The sequence below is a fragment of the Streptomyces sp. NPDC002328 genome (genome assembly GCF_042890065.1).
Classification (GTDB): domain Bacteria; phylum Actinomycetota; class Actinomycetes; order Streptomycetales; family Streptomycetaceae; genus Streptomyces.
Genome location: NZ_JBIARQ010000003.1, coordinates 179,336 through 195,164, shown reverse-complemented (window position 1 = coordinate 195,164; position 15,829 = coordinate 179,336). Strand labels below are relative to the sequence as shown.

The 15,829-nt window shown below is 72.2% G+C and carries 14 protein-coding genes; 10 read left to right on the top strand and 4 right to left on the bottom strand.

The genetic code is table 11. The features are described 5' to 3' along the window. Positions 1–101: 101 nt before the first annotated feature. From ACFYX4_RS10560 to ACFYX4_RS10540, 5 genes are all read left to right on the top strand, one after another. Positions 102–1,919 (top strand): flavin-containing monooxygenase, encoded by a 1,818-nt coding sequence (locus ACFYX4_RS10560; protein WP_389329167.1) that lies wholly within the window; start codon positions 102–104, stop codon positions 1,917–1,919. After that, positions 1,916–2,935, top strand: a complete 1,020-nt coding sequence (locus tag ACFYX4_RS10555) for an alpha/beta fold hydrolase (protein ID WP_389329164.1) — start codon at positions 1,916–1,918, stop codon at positions 2,933–2,935. The genes ACFYX4_RS10560 and ACFYX4_RS10555 overlap by 4 nt, the downstream gene beginning before the upstream one ends. Beyond that, positions 2,932–3,825, top strand: a complete 894-nt coding sequence (locus ACFYX4_RS10550) for an SDR family oxidoreductase (protein ID WP_389329162.1) — start codon at positions 2,932–2,934, stop codon at positions 3,823–3,825. The genes ACFYX4_RS10555 and ACFYX4_RS10550 overlap by 4 nt, the downstream gene beginning before the upstream one ends. Positions 3,826–3,915: 90 nt before the next feature. Further along, positions 3,916–4,107: a hypothetical protein gene (locus ACFYX4_RS10545; protein ID WP_389329159.1), complete on the top strand. Its 192-nt coding sequence runs from the start codon at positions 3,916–3,918 to the stop codon at positions 4,105–4,107. A 159-nt stretch (positions 4,108–4,266) separates the two neighbouring features. After that, positions 4,267–5,040 (top strand): hypothetical protein, encoded by a 774-nt coding sequence (locus tag ACFYX4_RS10540; protein WP_389329156.1) that lies wholly within the window; start codon positions 4,267–4,269, stop codon positions 5,038–5,040. Here the strand turns inward: ACFYX4_RS10540 and ACFYX4_RS10535 are convergent. Next, positions 5,029–8,313: a S41 family peptidase gene (locus tag ACFYX4_RS10535; protein WP_389329153.1), complete on the bottom strand. Its 3,285-nt coding sequence runs from the start codon at positions 8,311–8,313 to the stop codon at positions 5,029–5,031. The two genes, ACFYX4_RS10540 and ACFYX4_RS10535, sit on opposite strands and share 12 nt — an antisense overlap. A gap of 231 nt (positions 8,314–8,544) precedes the next feature. On the opposite strand from ACFYX4_RS10535, the gene ACFYX4_RS10530 reads away from it, so the two are divergent. Both ACFYX4_RS10530 and ACFYX4_RS10525 read left to right on the top strand, forming a co-directional pair. Next, complete coding sequence (locus ACFYX4_RS10530; protein WP_389329150.1) at positions 8,545–9,144, top strand: TetR/AcrR family transcriptional regulator; 600 nt, start codon at positions 8,545–8,547, stop codon at positions 9,142–9,144. Between the two features lie 182 nt (positions 9,145–9,326). Further along, the gene (locus ACFYX4_RS10525; RefSeq protein WP_389329147.1) at positions 9,327–11,540 is read left to right on the top strand and encodes an MMPL family transporter; all 2,214 of its coding nucleotides are present in this window, start codon (positions 9,327–9,329) and stop codon (positions 11,538–11,540) included. A gap of 127 nt (positions 11,541–11,667) precedes the next feature. Here the strand turns inward: ACFYX4_RS10525 and ACFYX4_RS10520 are convergent, their stop codons facing one another. Then, positions 11,668–11,916 carry a hypothetical protein gene (locus ACFYX4_RS10520; protein ID WP_389329144.1) on the bottom strand — a complete coding sequence of 83 codons (249 nt, stop codon included), beginning with the start codon at positions 11,914–11,916 and terminating at the stop codon, positions 11,668–11,670. A gap of 361 nt (positions 11,917–12,277) precedes the next feature. On the opposite strand from ACFYX4_RS10520, the gene ACFYX4_RS10515 reads away from it, so the two are divergent. From ACFYX4_RS10515 to ACFYX4_RS10505, 3 genes are all read left to right on the top strand, one after another. Next, the gene (locus ACFYX4_RS10515; RefSeq protein ID WP_389329141.1) at positions 12,278–12,793 is read left to right on the top strand and encodes a lamin tail domain-containing protein; all 516 of its coding nucleotides are present in this window, start codon (positions 12,278–12,280) and stop codon (positions 12,791–12,793) included. Positions 12,794–12,956: 163 nt separating this feature from the next. Then, complete coding sequence (locus tag ACFYX4_RS10510; RefSeq protein WP_389329138.1) at positions 12,957–13,454, top strand: YbaK/EbsC family protein; 498 nt, start codon at positions 12,957–12,959, stop codon at positions 13,452–13,454. Further along, positions 13,451–14,227 carry an EamA family transporter gene (locus ACFYX4_RS10505; RefSeq protein WP_389329135.1) on the top strand — a complete coding sequence of 259 codons (777 nt, stop codon included), beginning with the start codon at positions 13,451–13,453 and terminating at the stop codon, positions 14,225–14,227. Before ACFYX4_RS10510 ends, ACFYX4_RS10505 begins: the two co-directional genes overlap by 4 nt. Before the next feature lie 59 nt (positions 14,228–14,286). Here ACFYX4_RS10505 and ACFYX4_RS10500 read toward each other — a convergent pair whose 3' ends face one another. Beyond that, positions 14,287–14,826: a hypothetical protein gene (locus ACFYX4_RS10500; protein WP_389329132.1), complete on the bottom strand. Its 540-nt coding sequence runs from the start codon at positions 14,824–14,826 to the stop codon at positions 14,287–14,289. 284 nt (positions 14,827–15,110) lie between these two features. After that, positions 15,111–15,815: a hypothetical protein gene (locus tag ACFYX4_RS10495; RefSeq protein ID WP_389329129.1), complete on the bottom strand. Its 705-nt coding sequence runs from the start codon at positions 15,813–15,815 to the stop codon at positions 15,111–15,113. Between the last annotated feature and the right edge of the window lie 14 nt (positions 15,816–15,829).

Genomic DNA, 15,829 nt, shown 5'->3' with positions numbered 1-15,829 from the left:
ACGTCCCCCGCACGGCCCCTACCCATCAGTACGCGGCTGCTCTACGCTCCCATTGCGCCAGTGTTCACTGGCAACGTCGCGTTGAGGCAGGAGGCGTCGGGATGACCGAGCACGTCCATGTGCGGGTGGCGGTGATCGGATCGGGGTTCGGCGGACTCGGGGCGGCCGTGCGGCTGCGAAAAGAGGGGATCACCGACTTCGTCGTGCTGGAGCGGGCCGGCGGCGTCGGCGGCACCTGGCGGGACAACAGCTACCCCGGGTGCGCGTGCGACGTCCCCTCCCACCTCTACTCGTTCTCCTTCGCGCCCAACCCCGAGTGGCCGCGCACCTTCTCCGGGCAGGAGCACATCCGCGCCTACCTGGAGCACGTCACGGACGTCTTCGGGCTGCGCCCGCATCTGCGCTTCGACTCCGAGGTGAAGCGGATGACCTGGGACGCCGAGCGGCTGCGGTGGGACATCGAGACCGCGAGCGGAAGTTTGTCGGCGGACGTCGTGGTCTCCGCGACCGGTCCGCTGTCCGACCCGAAGACCCCCGACATCCCCGGTCTGGACTCCTTCCCCGGCAAGGTCTTCCACTCCGCCCGCTGGGACCACGACTACGACCTCACGGGCAAGCGGGTCGCCATGGTCGGCACCGGGGCCTCCGCCATCCAGATCGTGCCCGCCATCCAGCCGAAGGTCGGCCGGCTCACCCTCTTCCAGCGCACCCCGCCGTGGGTGATGCCCCGCGTCGACCGGGCCATCACCGGCCCGGAGCGCTGGCTGCACCGGCGGCTGCCTGTCACCGCGCAGGCCCGGCGCGGGCTGCTGTGGGGCATCCGGGAGCTCCAGGTGCAGGCCTTCACCAAGCACCCGAACGAACTCGGGTTCGTCGAGCAACTCGCCCGGCGCAACATGGCCCGCGCGGTGAAGGACCCGGCCCTGCGGGCCAAGCTCACCCCCGACTACCGCATCGGCTGCAAGCGGATCCTGCTGTCCAGCGAGTACTACCCGGCGATCACCCGCCCCAACGTCGACGTCGTCGCCGCCGGGCTGCGCGAGGTCCGCGGCTCCACCCTGGTCGCCGCCGACGGCAGTCAGGCCGAGGTCGACGCGATCGTCTTCGGCACCGGCTTCCACGTCACGGACATGCCCATCGCCGACCGGGTCGTCGGCGCGGACGGGCGGACGCTCGCCGAGAGCTGGAAGGGCGGCATGGAGGCCCTGCGCGGCGCGAGCGCGGCCGGCTTCCCCAACTGGATGACGATCATCGGGCCCAACACCGGCCTCGGGAACTCCTCCATGATCCTCATGATCGAGTCCCAGCTGAACTACATGGCCGACTACCTCCGCCAGCTCGACGTCCTCGGCGGTCCGGGCGTCCGCGCCGCCCTCGACGCCCGCCCGAGCGCCGTGCACGCCTGGAACCGGCGGGTGCAGGACCGGATGCGGCGCACGGTGTGGAACACGGGCGGCTGCACCAGCTGGTACCTGGACGCGGCCGGCCGCAACACCACCATCTGGCCGGGCACGACGTCCGAGTTCCGCCGCGCCACCCGCCGAGTGGACCTCGCGGAGTACGAGGTACTGCGGACGTCCGCGGCGGGTGTCGGCGCGGCGGGTCTCGCGGCTGCGGGCGCGACGAAGGCCGCCTCGGCGGACGCGCCCAGCGCCGGGGCGGCGGCAGCGGCGGGCGCGGGTGCCGCCGCCGCGACGAAGGCCGGCGCGGCGGACGCGCCGGCTGCGAGGTTGGCGGCCGCGAGCAGTTCTGGTGCTGCGGAAGCGTCGGGTGTCGGGTCGGCGGGCGCGATGGAGGCCGACTTGGCGGACGCGTCCAGCGTCGGGGCGGACGGTGCGACGAAGGCCGGCGTGGCGGAAGCGCCGGGCGTCGGGGCGGCGGGCGCGAGTGGTTCCGGGGTTGCGGAGGTGAGTGCGTGAGTGTGGTTCCGGGCGTTCTCCGTGATCTCTACGAGCCGCCCGCCCCCACCCGTGTCCTCACCGCCACCTCCGCCGACGGCACCACCCTCCACGTGGAGGTGCACGGCCCCGGCACGGGCAGGGATGCCGGTGCCGCTCCAGGCGCCGCCCCCGGCCCCGGCACGGACGCCGCCCCCGGCACACCCCCCGCCGCCCCCGCCGTCGTCCTCGCGCACGGCTGGACCTGTTCCACCGCCTTCTGGGCGGCTCAGATCCGTGCCCTCGCCGTCGACCACAAGGTGATCGCCTACGACCAGCGCGGCCATGGGCGGACCCCGGCGAGCCCCGCGTGCAGCACGGACGCCCTCGCCGACGACCTCGAAGCCGTGCTGGAGGCCACCCTCGCGCCCGGCGAGCGGGCGGTGGTCGTCGGGCACTCGATGGGCGGGATGACGATCATGGCCGCCTCCTCGCGGCCCGCCTTCCGGGCCCACACGGCGGCCGTCCTGCTGTGCAGCACGGGCAGTTCGCGGCTGGTGGCCGAGTCGACCGTGCTGCCCCTGCGCCCCGGCCGGCTGCGGACCTGGCTCACCGGACACATCCTCGGCTCGCGGGCCCCGCTCGGCCCGGTCACGCCGATCGCCCGGCGGATCCTCAAGTACGCCACGATGGGCGCCGGTTCGGCCCCGCACATGGTGGAGGCGTGCGCCAGGATCGTGCACGCCTGCCCGCGCCGGGTGCGGCACTCCTGGTCGAACGTCCTGGACCTGCTCGATCTCGACCACGGTGTCAGGGAGTTGAGGGCGCCGACGGCGGTGCTCGTGGGCGCCGCCGACCGTCTGACGCCGCCGGTCCACGCACGCCGGCTCGCCGAGGCGCTGCCGGACTGCGTCGGCCTGACCGAACTCCCCGGCGTCGGCCACATGACCCCGGTCGAGTCGCCGGACCTGGTGACCGCGCGGATCCGTGAACTGGCCGCCGCGCACGCCGAGTCGCCGTCCGTCACCCCCGCACCGCAGATCGAGGAGAGCGCATGAGCAAGGTGGGTCTCGAAGGGCAGGTCGTGGTGGTCACCGGGGCCGCCCGCGGCGTCGGGGAGCTCCTCGCCCGCAAACTGTCCGCCCGGGGCGCGAGCATCGCGCTGGTCGGGCTGGAGCCGGACGAGCTCAAGCAGGTCGCCGAGCGGCTGCACGGCGACAGCGGGCACTGGCACGCCGACGTCACCGACCACGACGCGATGGTCCGCGTCGCCGGGGAGGTGAAGGAGCGCTTCGGGAAGGTGGACGTCGTGGTCGCCAACGCGGGCGTCGCCGCCGGCGGTCCCTTCGCCGACTCCGACCCGCAGGCCTGGCGGCGGGTCATCGAGGTGAACCTCATAGGCTCGGCGGTCACCGCCCGCGCCTTCCTGCCGGCGCTGACGGAGAGCCGCGGCTACCTCCTCCAGATCGCCTCGCTCGCCGCGATCACCCCGGCGCCGATGATGACGGCGTACTGCGCGTCCAAGTCGGGCGTGGAGGCGTACGCGCACAGCCTGCGCGCCGAGGTCGGCCACAAGGGCGTGCGGGTCGGGGTGGGTTACCTGTCCTGGACCGACACCGACATGGTGCGCGGGGCCGATCAGGACGACGTGATGCGGGAGTTGAGGCAGCGGCTGCCCTGGCCGGCGAACAAGACCTACCCGCTGGGCCCGGCCGTCGACCGGCTCGTCGACGGCGTCGAGCGCCGATCCGCCCATGTGTACGGGCAGTGGTGGCTGCGCGGGATGCAGGGGGTGCGCGGCTACCTGCCCGGCGTCATCGGGACGGTCGGCCGGCGGGAGATGAGGCGCTTCGCGGGGCGGCTCCAGGGGGTGCGGACGGGCCTGATGGGAGCGGGCGGCGCGGCCGACGAGCAGGCCCGGGCTGCGCGTATCACGCACCGTAGTTGATCGAAATGCGAGCGTTGTCCTCCCGTGTGAATCTGGTCGAGGCCCGATCGAGGGCCGATTCCCCTCACCCTCCAATGGGAGTGAACCCACATGGGTATGAAGGACAAGATGAAGGACCAGGCCGAGCAGTGGCAGAACCAGGCCAAGGAGAAGATGGACCAGGCCAAGGAGCAGGGCCAGCAGCGCGGCCGTCAGCGTGGCCACGAGGAGGACCCGCAGCGCACGCCGCGTGAGCGTGAGCGCGAGGAGCAGGACCGGTTCGACCGCGACTACGAGGTCTGAGCCGAGCGCCTGATCTCAACTCCTCGGCGGTCAGGGCCGTTTCGCACAGCCCGCCGCTGAACGAAGGGGTGTCCCCGACGGGGGGCACCCCTTCTCACGCCCGGACCGGCTGCGGCAGACTGCTCGTCGTAGCGCAGCCGAGGGGCGGGGGAGCCGGTCGTGCAGCAGGACCTGACGGTCAACCTCGTCGCCTCGTTCCTGGCGTTCCTCGTCGGCTGGCTCGGGCGCAACCTCGTCCACCACTACCGGACGCGCCAACCGGCCGCGCGGGTATGGCGGTTGGACCGCTCCCGGCGGACGGTGGTGATCGTCAGCGAGTCGCGCAACGCGTCGGCGTCCTTCCCGAAGATCCCCGCGGCGGACGCGCTGGCGGCGATGAGCATCCGTCAGTTCCTGTCGCAGGAACTGCGGTTGCATGAGGTGACCACGGTCAGGGCCGGCGTCTTCGCCATGGCGTCGGACGCCGAGGAGAACCTGGTGGTGATCGGCGGTCCGGTCGGCAACGGCGTCTGGCGGCTGCTGGCCGACCAGGTGAACGCCCCGTACGCGTTCCGGCGTTCCCCGGACGGGTACGCCATCGTCGCCGTGGACGAGGGCGGGGGCGAGGGGGAGGTGTACCGCGAGTCGTCGGACGACGACGGGACGACGATCGTCGACCACGCCGTCGTCGTGCTGGCCCGCAACCCGTTCGCCCCGCAGAGCCGTCTCGTGATGATCGCGGGCTGCGCCCTGCTGGCGACCTCGGGCGCGACGCAGCTCTTCGGCCGGGGCGAGATCCGCGGTCTGGCCAAGGCGTACGACACGACGAAGCCGCTGGCTCTCGTGGTCCGGGTGGAGAGCGTCGGCGGGTATGTGCGCAGGCCCGAGGTGGTGGCCGCCGCGAACTTCACCCAGGCCGCGACCGGCCGGCCCGCCCCCGCCTCACGCCCCTGACGCGCGCGGCGGCAGCTTAGGGCGGGAGCGGTCCGGGATGTCGCTGTGGTCCGGGGGCGAGGCCGGGGGGTTGGTCTCCAGGAGGTCCAGGGCGAGGCGCACGGCGTCGTCGAGCTGGGCGTAGCGGCCCTCCGCCCAGTCCAGCGGGGTGCGCAGGGCCTCCAGGTCGGGGGCGACGCCGTGGTTCTCGACGGACCAACCGTAGGCGTCGAACCAGGCCGCGTTCATGGGGACGGTGATGACGGTGCCGTCGCCGAGCCGGTGCCGGCCGGTCATGCCGACGACGCCGCCCCAGGTGCGCTGGCCGACGACGGGGCCGAGCTCCAGCAGCTTGAAGGCGGCGGTGATCATGTCGCCGTCGGAGGAGGTGGCCTCGTCGGCGAGCGCGACCACCGGCCCGCGGGGCGCGTTGGAGGCGTACGACACCGGCTGGGCGTCCCGGGTCAGGTCCCAGCCGAGGATCGTGCGCGTGAGCTTCTCCACCACCAGTTCGCTGATGTGCCCGCCCGCGTTGCCGCGCACGTCCACGAGCAGCGCGGGCCGGGACATCTCCATGCGCAGGTCGCGGTTGAACTGGGCCCAGCCGGAGCCGCCCATGTCGGGGATGTGCAGATAGCCGCACCGCCCGTCGCTCAACTGCCGCACCACTTCACGCCGTTTGGCCACCCAGTCCTGATACCGCAGCGGCCGCTCGTCCACGAGCGGCACGACGGCGACGCGCCGCTTCCCGCCCCCGCCGTTCCCCTCGCCCTCCCCCGAGCTGAACGTGAGTTCCACCGTCGAGCCCCCCGCCCCCGCGAGCAGGGGGAACGGGCCCGTCACCGGGTGCACCGGGCGGCCGTCCACGTGGGTGAGGAGGGAGCCCTCCCGGATGCCGGTGCCGGCCAGGGGGGAGCGGGCCTTGGAGTCGGAGGAGTCGCCGGGGAGGATGCGGGCGACCGCCCAACCGCCGTCGCGGCGGACGAAGTTCGCGCCCAGCAGGCCCTGCCGGCGTTGGTAGTGCGGCGGGCCCTCGTTGCGGCGGGCGGCGGTGACGTAGGCGTGCGAGGTGCCCAGTTCGCCGAGCACCTCGCGGAGCAGGTCGGCGAACTCGTCGGGGGAGGCGACCCGTTCGACCAGCGGCCGGTACTGCTCCAGCACCGCGTCCCAGTCGATCCCGCACATCCCCGGGTCCCAGAAGTAGGCGCGGATCAGCCGCCCGGCCTCCTCGTAGGCCTGCCGCCACTCCGCGCCGGGGTCCACCTCGTGCAGGATGCGCCGCAGGTCGATCCAGACCGTGGTGTCGAGGTCGCCGGACTCCGTGGAGGGCGTCGCCCGCAGCTCGCCCTCGTCGACGACGACCAGCCGGGAGCCGTCCCCGCTCACCGCGAACCAGTCGAGATGGCCGACGAGTTCGGACTTCTTCGCCTTGCTGATGGTGAAGTACTCCAGCGTCGGCCGCCCGCTGGTGTCGTCCGGGTTGGCGAAGGTCTCGCCCAGCGCGCCCGAGATCGGCCAGCGCAGCCACACCAGTCCGCCGCCCGCGACCGGATGCAGAGCCGAGTACTTGGAGGCGGGGACCGGGAACGGCGTCACCCGGTTCTCCAGCCCCTCCACCTCCACGGTGACCGTCCCGTCGCCCTCGCCGCCCTCGTCGTCGTCCAGCGGATCGAGTCCCCCGGCGGCCGGCCGGCCCTCGGGGCTCAGCGCGAACGGGGAGGGCGTCGCGGAGGACAGCGGCACCAGGTAGGGGCGGCAGCCCAGCGGGAAGGACAGGTCCCCGGTGTGCACGTCGTAGACGGGGTCGAAGCCGCGCCAGGACAGGAACGCGAGGTAGCGGCCGTCCCGGGTGAAGACCGGGTTCTCGTCCTCGAACCGCCCGTTGGTCACGTCGACGATCAGCCGCTCGCCCTTCGCGAGCCCGGCGATGCGCGCCATCTTGATCTGCCGCAGGGACCGCCCGATCCCCGGGTGCGACCAGGTGAGCCAGGCCCCGTCCGGGGAGAACGCGAGGTCGCGCACGGGCCCGTTGACCGACCGGATCAGCTCGGTGACCTCGCCGTCGGAGTCCTCGCCGGGGTCCAGGAGCAGCAGCCGTCCGTCGTGGGAGGCGAGGGCGAGCCGTTCGCCGTCCGGGTCGGCCACCAGCTCCAGCACCCGCCCGAGCTTCCCGGAGGCCAGCCGCCTCGGCTCCCGGTCCCCGCTGGCGCGCGGCAGGAAGGCGATCTCGACGGCGTCCTCGCCCTCCGCGTCGGTCACATAGGCGACCTGTCCGCCCGAGCCGAGCATCTCCGGCAGCCGGACCCGTACCCCGGGAGTGTCGGTGATGGTGCGCGCGGGGCCGTCCCGGTGCGTCAGCCAGTACAGGCTGCCGCGCACCACGACCGCGCCGGCCCGCCCGGTCTCGTCCACCGACATCCCGTCCACGTGCTGGGCCGCCGGGATCTGGTACGGCCGCCGCCCCGCGCGCGGCCCGCCGAGCCGTACGTCGAGCCGGCGCGGCCGGGAGCCGGCGGACAGGTCGTCGACGATCCACAGGTCCCCGGCGCACTGGTAGACGACCCGGTCGCCGTCGCTGGAGGCGTGCCGGGCGTAGAAGGCGTCGTGGTCGGTGTGCCGGCGCAGGTCGGAGCCGTCGTGGGCGCAGGAGTAGAGGTTGCCGACGCCCTCGTGGTCGGAGAGGAACGCGATCCGTCCGCCGGCGAACATGGGCGAGTGGAGATGGCCGCCGAGGTCGGGCAGCAGCCGCCGCCCGTGCAGCCAGAGCCGGCCCATGGCCCCGCCCCGGTAGCGCTTCCAGGAGGCCGGCTCGTGCGGCGGGGCGCCGGTGAGGAGCAGGGTCCGGCGCTCACCGTCTACGTCGGCGCACTGGAGGTCGGAGACGGGCCCCCAGGGCAGCTTGCGGCCGGGGTCGCCGTCAAGGGAGACCTTGTAGGCCCAGGTGAAGTGGGAGAAGGGCTGGCCGTGGGAGGCGACGGCGAGGATGTCGGTGTTCCCGTCCGCGTCCGGTGGCGTCCAGCCGCACACCTGGGTGTCGAGGCTCCCCCAGTACGTCAGCCGCCGCCCCGGGCCCCCGTCCACCGGGACCAGGTGGATCTCGGGCACCAGACTGCGCCAGCTCGTGTACGCGACCTGGCGGCCGTCGGGCGAGAAGCGGGGGTGCCCGGCCTTGGTGCGGTCGACGGTGAGCCGCCAGGCGCGGCCCGGCCCGTCGAGGGGGGCCAGCCAGAGGTCGTCCTCGGCCACGAAGCACAGGAGGTCACCGCTGAGGTGCGGCAGGCGCAGATAGGTCACCTCCCCATGCTTTTCCTCCGGATGAACCCGGGCAACTCGTGCCGAAGAGGGGCGAGGTGTCACGGCGTGTCCCGGTCCGCCGCCCGCGTGACCCGCGACACCGCCCGCGTGACCCACAGCACGTACGAAACAGTTTCGTTTCGCAAGAGAGCTGCGCTACTCTCGTCCTGTACGAAACCGTGTCGTTCGGAGGGCTCTCCGCAGCGGCGCCCGGAGCAGGAGGCGAGCGAGATGACTGAGACCGCAACCGTGCGTCGCAGTCGGATCACCCCCGAGCGCGAGGCCGAGCTGTACGGCGCCGTGCTCGACCTGCTCCGCGAGGTCGGCTACGACGCCCTCACCATGGACGCCGTGGCCGCCCGCACCCGGTCCAGCAAGGCGACGCTCTACCGCCAGTGGGGCGGCAAGGCCGAGCTGGTCGTCAAGGCGCTGCGGCACGACAAGCCGGGGCCGGCCGACGAGATCGACACCGGCTCGCTGCGGGGCGACATGCACGCCCTGGTGACCCGCGAGGACGACTGCACCATGGAGCGCAACACCGCGCTGATGCGGGGCGTCGCCATGGCGATCCACCACGACGCCGAGCTCCGCCAGGCGTTCCGCGAGCAGCTGCTCGAACCCGAGATGGCCGCGTTCCGGCGCGTCCTGCAACGGGCCGTCGACCGGGGCGAGATCCGCGCGGACTGCCCCGCGCTCGACTTCCTGGTACCCATGCTGGTCGGGGCGTTCGCCACCCGCGCGCTCCTCGACGACCAGCCGCCGACCCAGGCCTACCTCCTGTCGTACACGGACGCCGTGGTGCTCCCCGCCCTCGGCGCACCGCCCGTCTGACCCTCCCCACCGACCGTCCCCGCGGTCCGCCCATCCTGACGTCACCGCTCACGTCGTCGGGCCGATCACCCCTGCCTCCCCGCTGGGTTGGTCACCCCTGCCCTCGGGGCCCGTGCCGGATTCCCGGCCGGGATCGCCGGCACCGGCCCCGCCGACCACGACCTGACCGGGAGAACGCCTCCGTGGCCACGTTCCTCTACAAACTCGGCCGGCTCGCCTTCAGGCGACGCCACTTCGTCGCCCTGATCTGGGTGGCGCTGCTGACGCTCGCGGGCGTCGGCGCCGCCTCCGCGCCCACCGCCGGAAACACGTCCTTCTCCATCCCCGGCACGGAAGCGCAGAAAGCTTTCGACCTGCTGGAGCAGCGCTTCCCCGGGATGAGCGCCGACGGCGCCACCGCCCGGGTCGTCTTCAAGGCCCCGGAGGGCGAGAAGATGACCGACGCCGCCAACAAGGCGATCGTCGAGAAGACCGTCGGGGACTTGTCCGACGGCTCCGAGGTCTCCTCCGTCGCCGACCCCTACAAGGCCAAGGCCGTCAGCGAGGACGGCACGATCGCCTACGCCTCCGTGAAGTACGACGTCTCCGGCATGGAGCTGGAGGAGTCCTCGCGCGACTCGCTCAAGGAGGCCGCGAAGGAGGCGCAGGACGCGGGCCTGACCGTCGAGATCGGCGGTGACGCCCTCCAGGCCACCCCCGAGACCGGCACCACCGAGATCATCGGCCTCGCCGTCGCCGCGGTCGTCCTCGTCATCACTTTCGGCTCCCTGCTCGCGGCGGGCCTGCCCCTGCTGACGGCGGTCATCGGCGTGGGCATCGGCGTCTCCTCGATCACCGCGCTCGCCGCCACCCTGGACCTCGGCTCCACCACGTCCACGCTGGCCTCGATGATCGGCCTCGCCGTCGGCATCGACTACGCGCTGTTCATCGTCTCCCGCTACCGGGGCGAACTCGCCGAGGGCCGCTCCCGCGAGGACGCCGCCGGCCGCGCCGTCGGCACCGCGGGCTCCGCCGTCGTCTTCGCCGGCCTGACCGTCGTCATCGCCCTCGTCGGCCTCTCCGTCGTCAACATCCCGATGCTGACGAAGATGGGCGTCGCGGCGGCGGGCACGGTCGCCATCGCCGTCCTCATCGCCCTCACCATGATCCCGGCCCTCCTCGGCTACGCCGGCCGCAGGGTCCGCCCGTCGGGCGAGAAGAGCAAGCTGCTCGGCGGCGGCCGGCCCAGGTCCGCCGAGAAGGCCGCGAAGCCCAACATGGGCACCCGCTGGGCGAGTTTCGTGGTCCGCCGCCCGGTCGCCGTCCTCCTCCTCGGCGTGATCGGCCTCGGCGCCGCGGCCGTCCCGGCCGCCTCGCTCGAACTGGGCCTCCCCGACGACGGATCCCAGCCCACCTCCACCACCCAGCGCCGCGCCTACGACCTGCTCTCCGAGGGCTTCGGCCCCGGCTTCAACGGCCCGCTGCTGATGGTCGTCGACGCCAAGGCCAGCGACGACCCGCAGGCCGTGTTCACCGAGGTCGGCGACGAGATCAAGAAGCTCGACGGCGTCGACACGGTCACCCCGGCCGCCCCCAACAAGGCCGGCGACACGGCGACCATCACCGTCGTCCCCGACTCCAAGCCCTCCTCGGTCACGACGGAGAACCTGGTCCACGCCATCCGTGACACGGGCGCGCGGATCAAGGCCGACACGGACGCCGAGGTGCTGGTCACCGGGTCGACGGCGATGAACATCGACATCTCGCAGAAGATGAACGACGCGCTGGTCCCGTATCTGATCCTGGTCGTCGGCCTGGCGTTCCTCCTGCTCATCGTGGTGTTCCGCTCGATCCTGGTCCCGCTGAAGGCGGCCCTCGGCTTCCTGCTCAGCGTGCTGGCCGCGCTCGGCGCCGTCGTCGCGGTCTTCCAGTGGGGCTGGCTGTCCGGCCTGATGGGCGTCGAGGAGACCGGACCGGTCATGTCGATGATGCCGATCTTCATGGTCGGCGTGGTCTTCGGCCTCGCGATGGACTACGAGGTCTTCCTCGTGACCCGCATGCGGGAGGCGTACGTCCACGGGGAGAGCCCCGGCCAGGCCGTCGTCACCGGCTTCCGGCACGGCGCGAGGGTGGTCACCGCCGCCGCGGTGATCATGATGGCGGTGTTCGCCGGGTTCATCGGATCCTCCGAGTCGATGGTCAAGATGATCGGCTTCGGCCTGGCCATCGCGGTCTTCTTCGACGCGTTCGTCGTCCGCATGGCCATCGTCCCCGCCGTCCTCGCCCTGCTCGGCAAGAAGGCCTGGTGGCTGCCGAGGTGGCTGGACCGCGCCCTGCCCAACGTGGACATCGAGGGCGAGGCCCTGCGCACCCAGGGCGGACCGAAGGACGAGGACCGGGAACTGGTCCGCGCCTGATCGCCTGACGCGGCGCGCTCGCGCGGCACGACGATCCGCCGCCGCGAGCGCGGCGCGCACAGACCGCCGGTGAGGGTTCCGTGGGGACGGGGCGCCCTCACCGGCTCTTCTTTTCCGCGCGCGCCCCCTACGGCGCCGTGAGCCACCGGTGCAGGGCGATGTGCACGTGCTCGGGGAGGGCGCTGAGCCGGTCGATGACGTCGAGATCGCCGGGCATGGGGGCGATCCCGGCCGCGGTCAGCGCGGCGTGGAGCTCCAGCCTCCGTACGTCACGCGGGTCCAGGACGAGGTCGAGGCGCTGGGCGGGGTTGGGCGGCGGCAGCAGGAAGTCGTCATGTGCCGGGGACTGCCGGCCGATCAGGGTGGTGGGGGCCATGGTCGGGCTCCTTCCTCTCAAGCGCGGGGAGTCCGGTGCCGAGGTGATCAGCACCGGGTTCGTGCAAGGGGACTTCGCGCCGGCCGTTCCGGTTGCGGACGGGCGCGGAGACCACCCGGATGCAGCAGGAATCCTGTGACCCACTTTTGGGTGACGACTTCGGGCCGCAACCGCCGTCAAAGGCTCAACCACGGCCACGTCGTTCATTCAGGGCATGGATGGACATTGCACATGAGTGTCACCGGAATGTGGTTGATCAGTAACACAGTGCGCGGTCGGGCCCACACGCTTCGAAATCGGTGGTCATCTGTGGGGGCAGCGGCCGACCCGGTCGCGGCTCGCACCACCACAAGGAGACCTCGTGACTGTTTCGACTGTTTCCGCCCGCCGTCTGGCCGCCGCCTCGCTCGCGGCCGCCGCCCTGGTCGGCGCGGCAGCGCTGCCGGCGACCGCCGCCGACCGCACGCCGCACCGGCCGCAGGTGGAGATCAGTGACGTGCAGTACGACGCGCCCGGCGAGGACCGGCGCCGCAACCGCTCGCTGAACAAGGAGTGGGTGGAGCTCAAGAACAACACCCGCCACACGATCAACCTCCGGGGGTGGACGCTGACCGACAGTGAGGGAGACAGGTACACCTTCCGCAACTACCGCCTGGCCCCCCGCGACACCGTCCGCGTCCACACCGGCGAGGGCCGCGACACCCGTGGCGCCGTGTACCAGGACCGCAACCGCCACGTCTGGGACAACCGCAAGGACACGGCCACGCTGCGCGACGACCACGGCCGCGTGATCGACCGCGAGTCCTGGAACGAGCGTCGCGACCACGGCGGCGACCGTCACCACGGCGACCGCCACCACGGCGGCGACCGTCACTGACACCAGACACGCGCACTGACGCCTAGCCCGCACGGACAGCGGCGCGTCCAGCCCCACCGGGGCCGGACGCGCCGCTCGTCCGTGTGCGGCGGACGGGGCCGTGCGCCGCAGCCGCCCCGAACCCGGTCGCCTGCCACATACACCTACCGCTAGCGTGCCCTGCATGACGACGACAGGAGCCCACGCCCACCCCCGTTTCGCCGAAGCCCTGAGCGATCTCGGCCTTGCCGACGTGACCCCGCGCATCCGCCGCTTCCCCGACGCGACCCGCACCGCCGCCGAGGCCGCCGCCGCGGTCGGCTGCGAGCTGAGCCAGATCTGCAAGTCGCTGATCTTCGCGGCGGACGGCGTGCCGGTGCTGGTGCTGATGGACGGGTCCGCCCGCGTCGATCTCGACCTCGTGCGGCGGGAACTGGGTGCGGAGAAGGTCACCCGGGCCGCCGCCGACGTCGTACGGGAGACGACGGGGTACGCGATCGGCGGGGTGCCGCCCTTCGGGCACCGCACCCGCACCCGGGTCCTCGCCGACCGCGGCCTCCTCGCGCACGACGTGGTGTGGGCAGCCGCGGGCACCCCGCACACCGTGTTCCCGATGGCGCCCCACGACCTGGTCGCCCACGCCGGCGCGACCCTCGTGGACGTGCGCGAGCGCACCGCGTGACGCCGCTGGTCACCGCAGCCGTCCTGCTCGCCGCGGTCACGCACGCCTCCTGGAACGCGATCGCCCACCGCATCACCGACAAACTCACCGGCTTCGCCCTCATCTCGGGCGGCGGCCTGCTCATCGGCCTCGCACTCACGCCGTTCGCGGCGTTCCCGGCGGCGGAGGCCTGGCCGTACCTTTTCTTCTCGGCCGCCGTCCACATCGCCTACTACGCGCTGTTGATGCGGTCCTTCCAGCTCGGCGACTTCGGCCAGGCCTACCCCATCGCGCGCGGCTCCGCCCCGCTCGTGGTCACCGTCCTCGCCGCCGTGTTCGCGCACGAGGTGCCCGACGGCTGGGCCGCCGCCGGCGTCGCGGTGTCCTGCGCGGGACTGACCGGGGTCGCCCTGTGGGGCCTGCGCGGACGGCGGCCCGACTGGGCGGCGATCGGCGCGGCGCTGGCGACGGGATTGACCATCGCCGCGTACACGGTCCTCGACGGCCTCGGCGTCCGCGCCGCCGGCTCCCCGCTCGGGTACATCGCCTGGCTGATGGCGGTCCAGGGCACCGTCCTGCCCCTGTACGCGATCAGCCGCTGGCGCGGCCGGACCCTCCGGAAGCTGCGCCCCTACGCGGGCCTCGGCCTGCTGGGCGCCGCGCTGTCCGTCGCCGCCTACGCCCTCGTCCTGTGGGCGCAGACCCGCGCCGCCCTGGCCCCGATCGCCGCGCTGCGCGAGTCGTCAGTCAAGTCGGGTTCACGCGGTAATTGCCTCACCGCTCAGCATGCTTGACGGGAGGGTTCCGGAGCCTGGTGTCTCGAGCCTGCAGAGCCGGCCTGGCGTCGGCGCGGTCATCCCAATGATGCGCCGAACAGGCCTGCCTGGGCATCGGCAGCTGACAACTGCACCGTTCCCCGGTGAGAGATCTCCACTTTGTAGAAGTCCTCGCCCTTGGGGACGTTGTCGACAGCGACGCCGAACGCGCATGTCCCGGAATTCAGTGTCGAGTCACCGAGCTCGCCAGTGGCGATGACTGTGCCTGCCGCGTCGTACACGGTGACGGCTGTGCCTTCGGCGATGTCGTCGTACCCGCCGCTGCCCTTGCACCCGCCCAGGCCGTTGCTGACCGCGTCCTCGGTGAGTTCGAAGTTGCCTGTGAGGGTGAACGTCACGGGCTCGGTCTCAGCGGTCAGGGTCTTGCTGCGGCTCTCGCTCTTTGTGCCGCTGGCGGTGTCCTGGTTGCCGGTGAAGCCCCACACCGCGCCCACGGCACCGCCTCCGATGACGGCACCTGCGACCGCCGCGAGCAGGAGAGGGATGCGCTTGCGCGCGGACGGCACCGGTGATCCGGGCGCAGCATCCGGTGGTGGCGGCGGGTGTTCGGTGCTCATGGCCCCCCCTTTGGCTGTGCGTGGAATGCCATCGTGCGCGATGCGCGGGCTGCGTGAGCGAGGTGTATCCAGGTTGTAACCGTACGTGTTGTAGTGGTTGCGGCAGCGCGCAGCAAGGCGGTGAAGACTCGCTTCGGAGCGGCCAGGGCTCAGCTGCAGAACGCTCGGCATGTCCGCACACGCCAGACCCGAGTAGCTCGACAGCACAACGCGTCGGTGAAGGCAGTCCGGGCCATTCGTCCGTTCGTCCTCGCGACGAGATCGCCCTCATCACGAGACGGAGGTCAGGACGCGTCCGGTGGCAGGCTGCTCAGATCCAGGACATCGGCCGCCGGCGGGGGCTGGATGTCCAAGCGGTTGTTGAAGCCGCTGAACTTTGTGACGCGGCGGTAGTGGGCTTCGCGGTAGTCCACCCTCAGAAGGTACGGCTTGCCCTCGGCAGCCACGTAGAAGGTGTAGTTGCCTCCCTCGACTTCGTCGTCCGGTACTTCCACGGGGATGACTGGCTTGCCGTCGAGCTCGGTCGGGTCGCCCTTCGTGGCTTTGCCGAACGAGGAGAACGGCCACATACAGTCCGCCAGGTCGTCCGCCGGCTTCGCCGCGCTCACAGGGCTCTTCAGCCACGGCTTGTGCCGCATCGCGGGGACCGTCTTCCGCCCCCACATCTCGAGGTACACGTCATTGGGATGGATGTAGTCCGTCTCACCGATCCGGATCTGCTCCAGCTCGGAGCCGTAGGACCAAGTCCCCTTGAACGTGCATCTGCTCTTGAGATCGGTCGTCAGCCGACTGGAATAGCTTCTGCCGCCGCCCGCGGAGGTGACGTCCATGACGATGGTCACCGATGTGAGCGCCTTCATGGTGCCGTTGGCGTCGCCGAGCAGTTGGTCGGCGGAGCGTGTGTCAGCTGTGCCGGCGGCATCTGCACAGCCGACTGCGACAGCTCCCGTGAACAGGCACAACGCAGCAGCGATCGCCTTCGTTCGCATGATCCCCCCTTGGA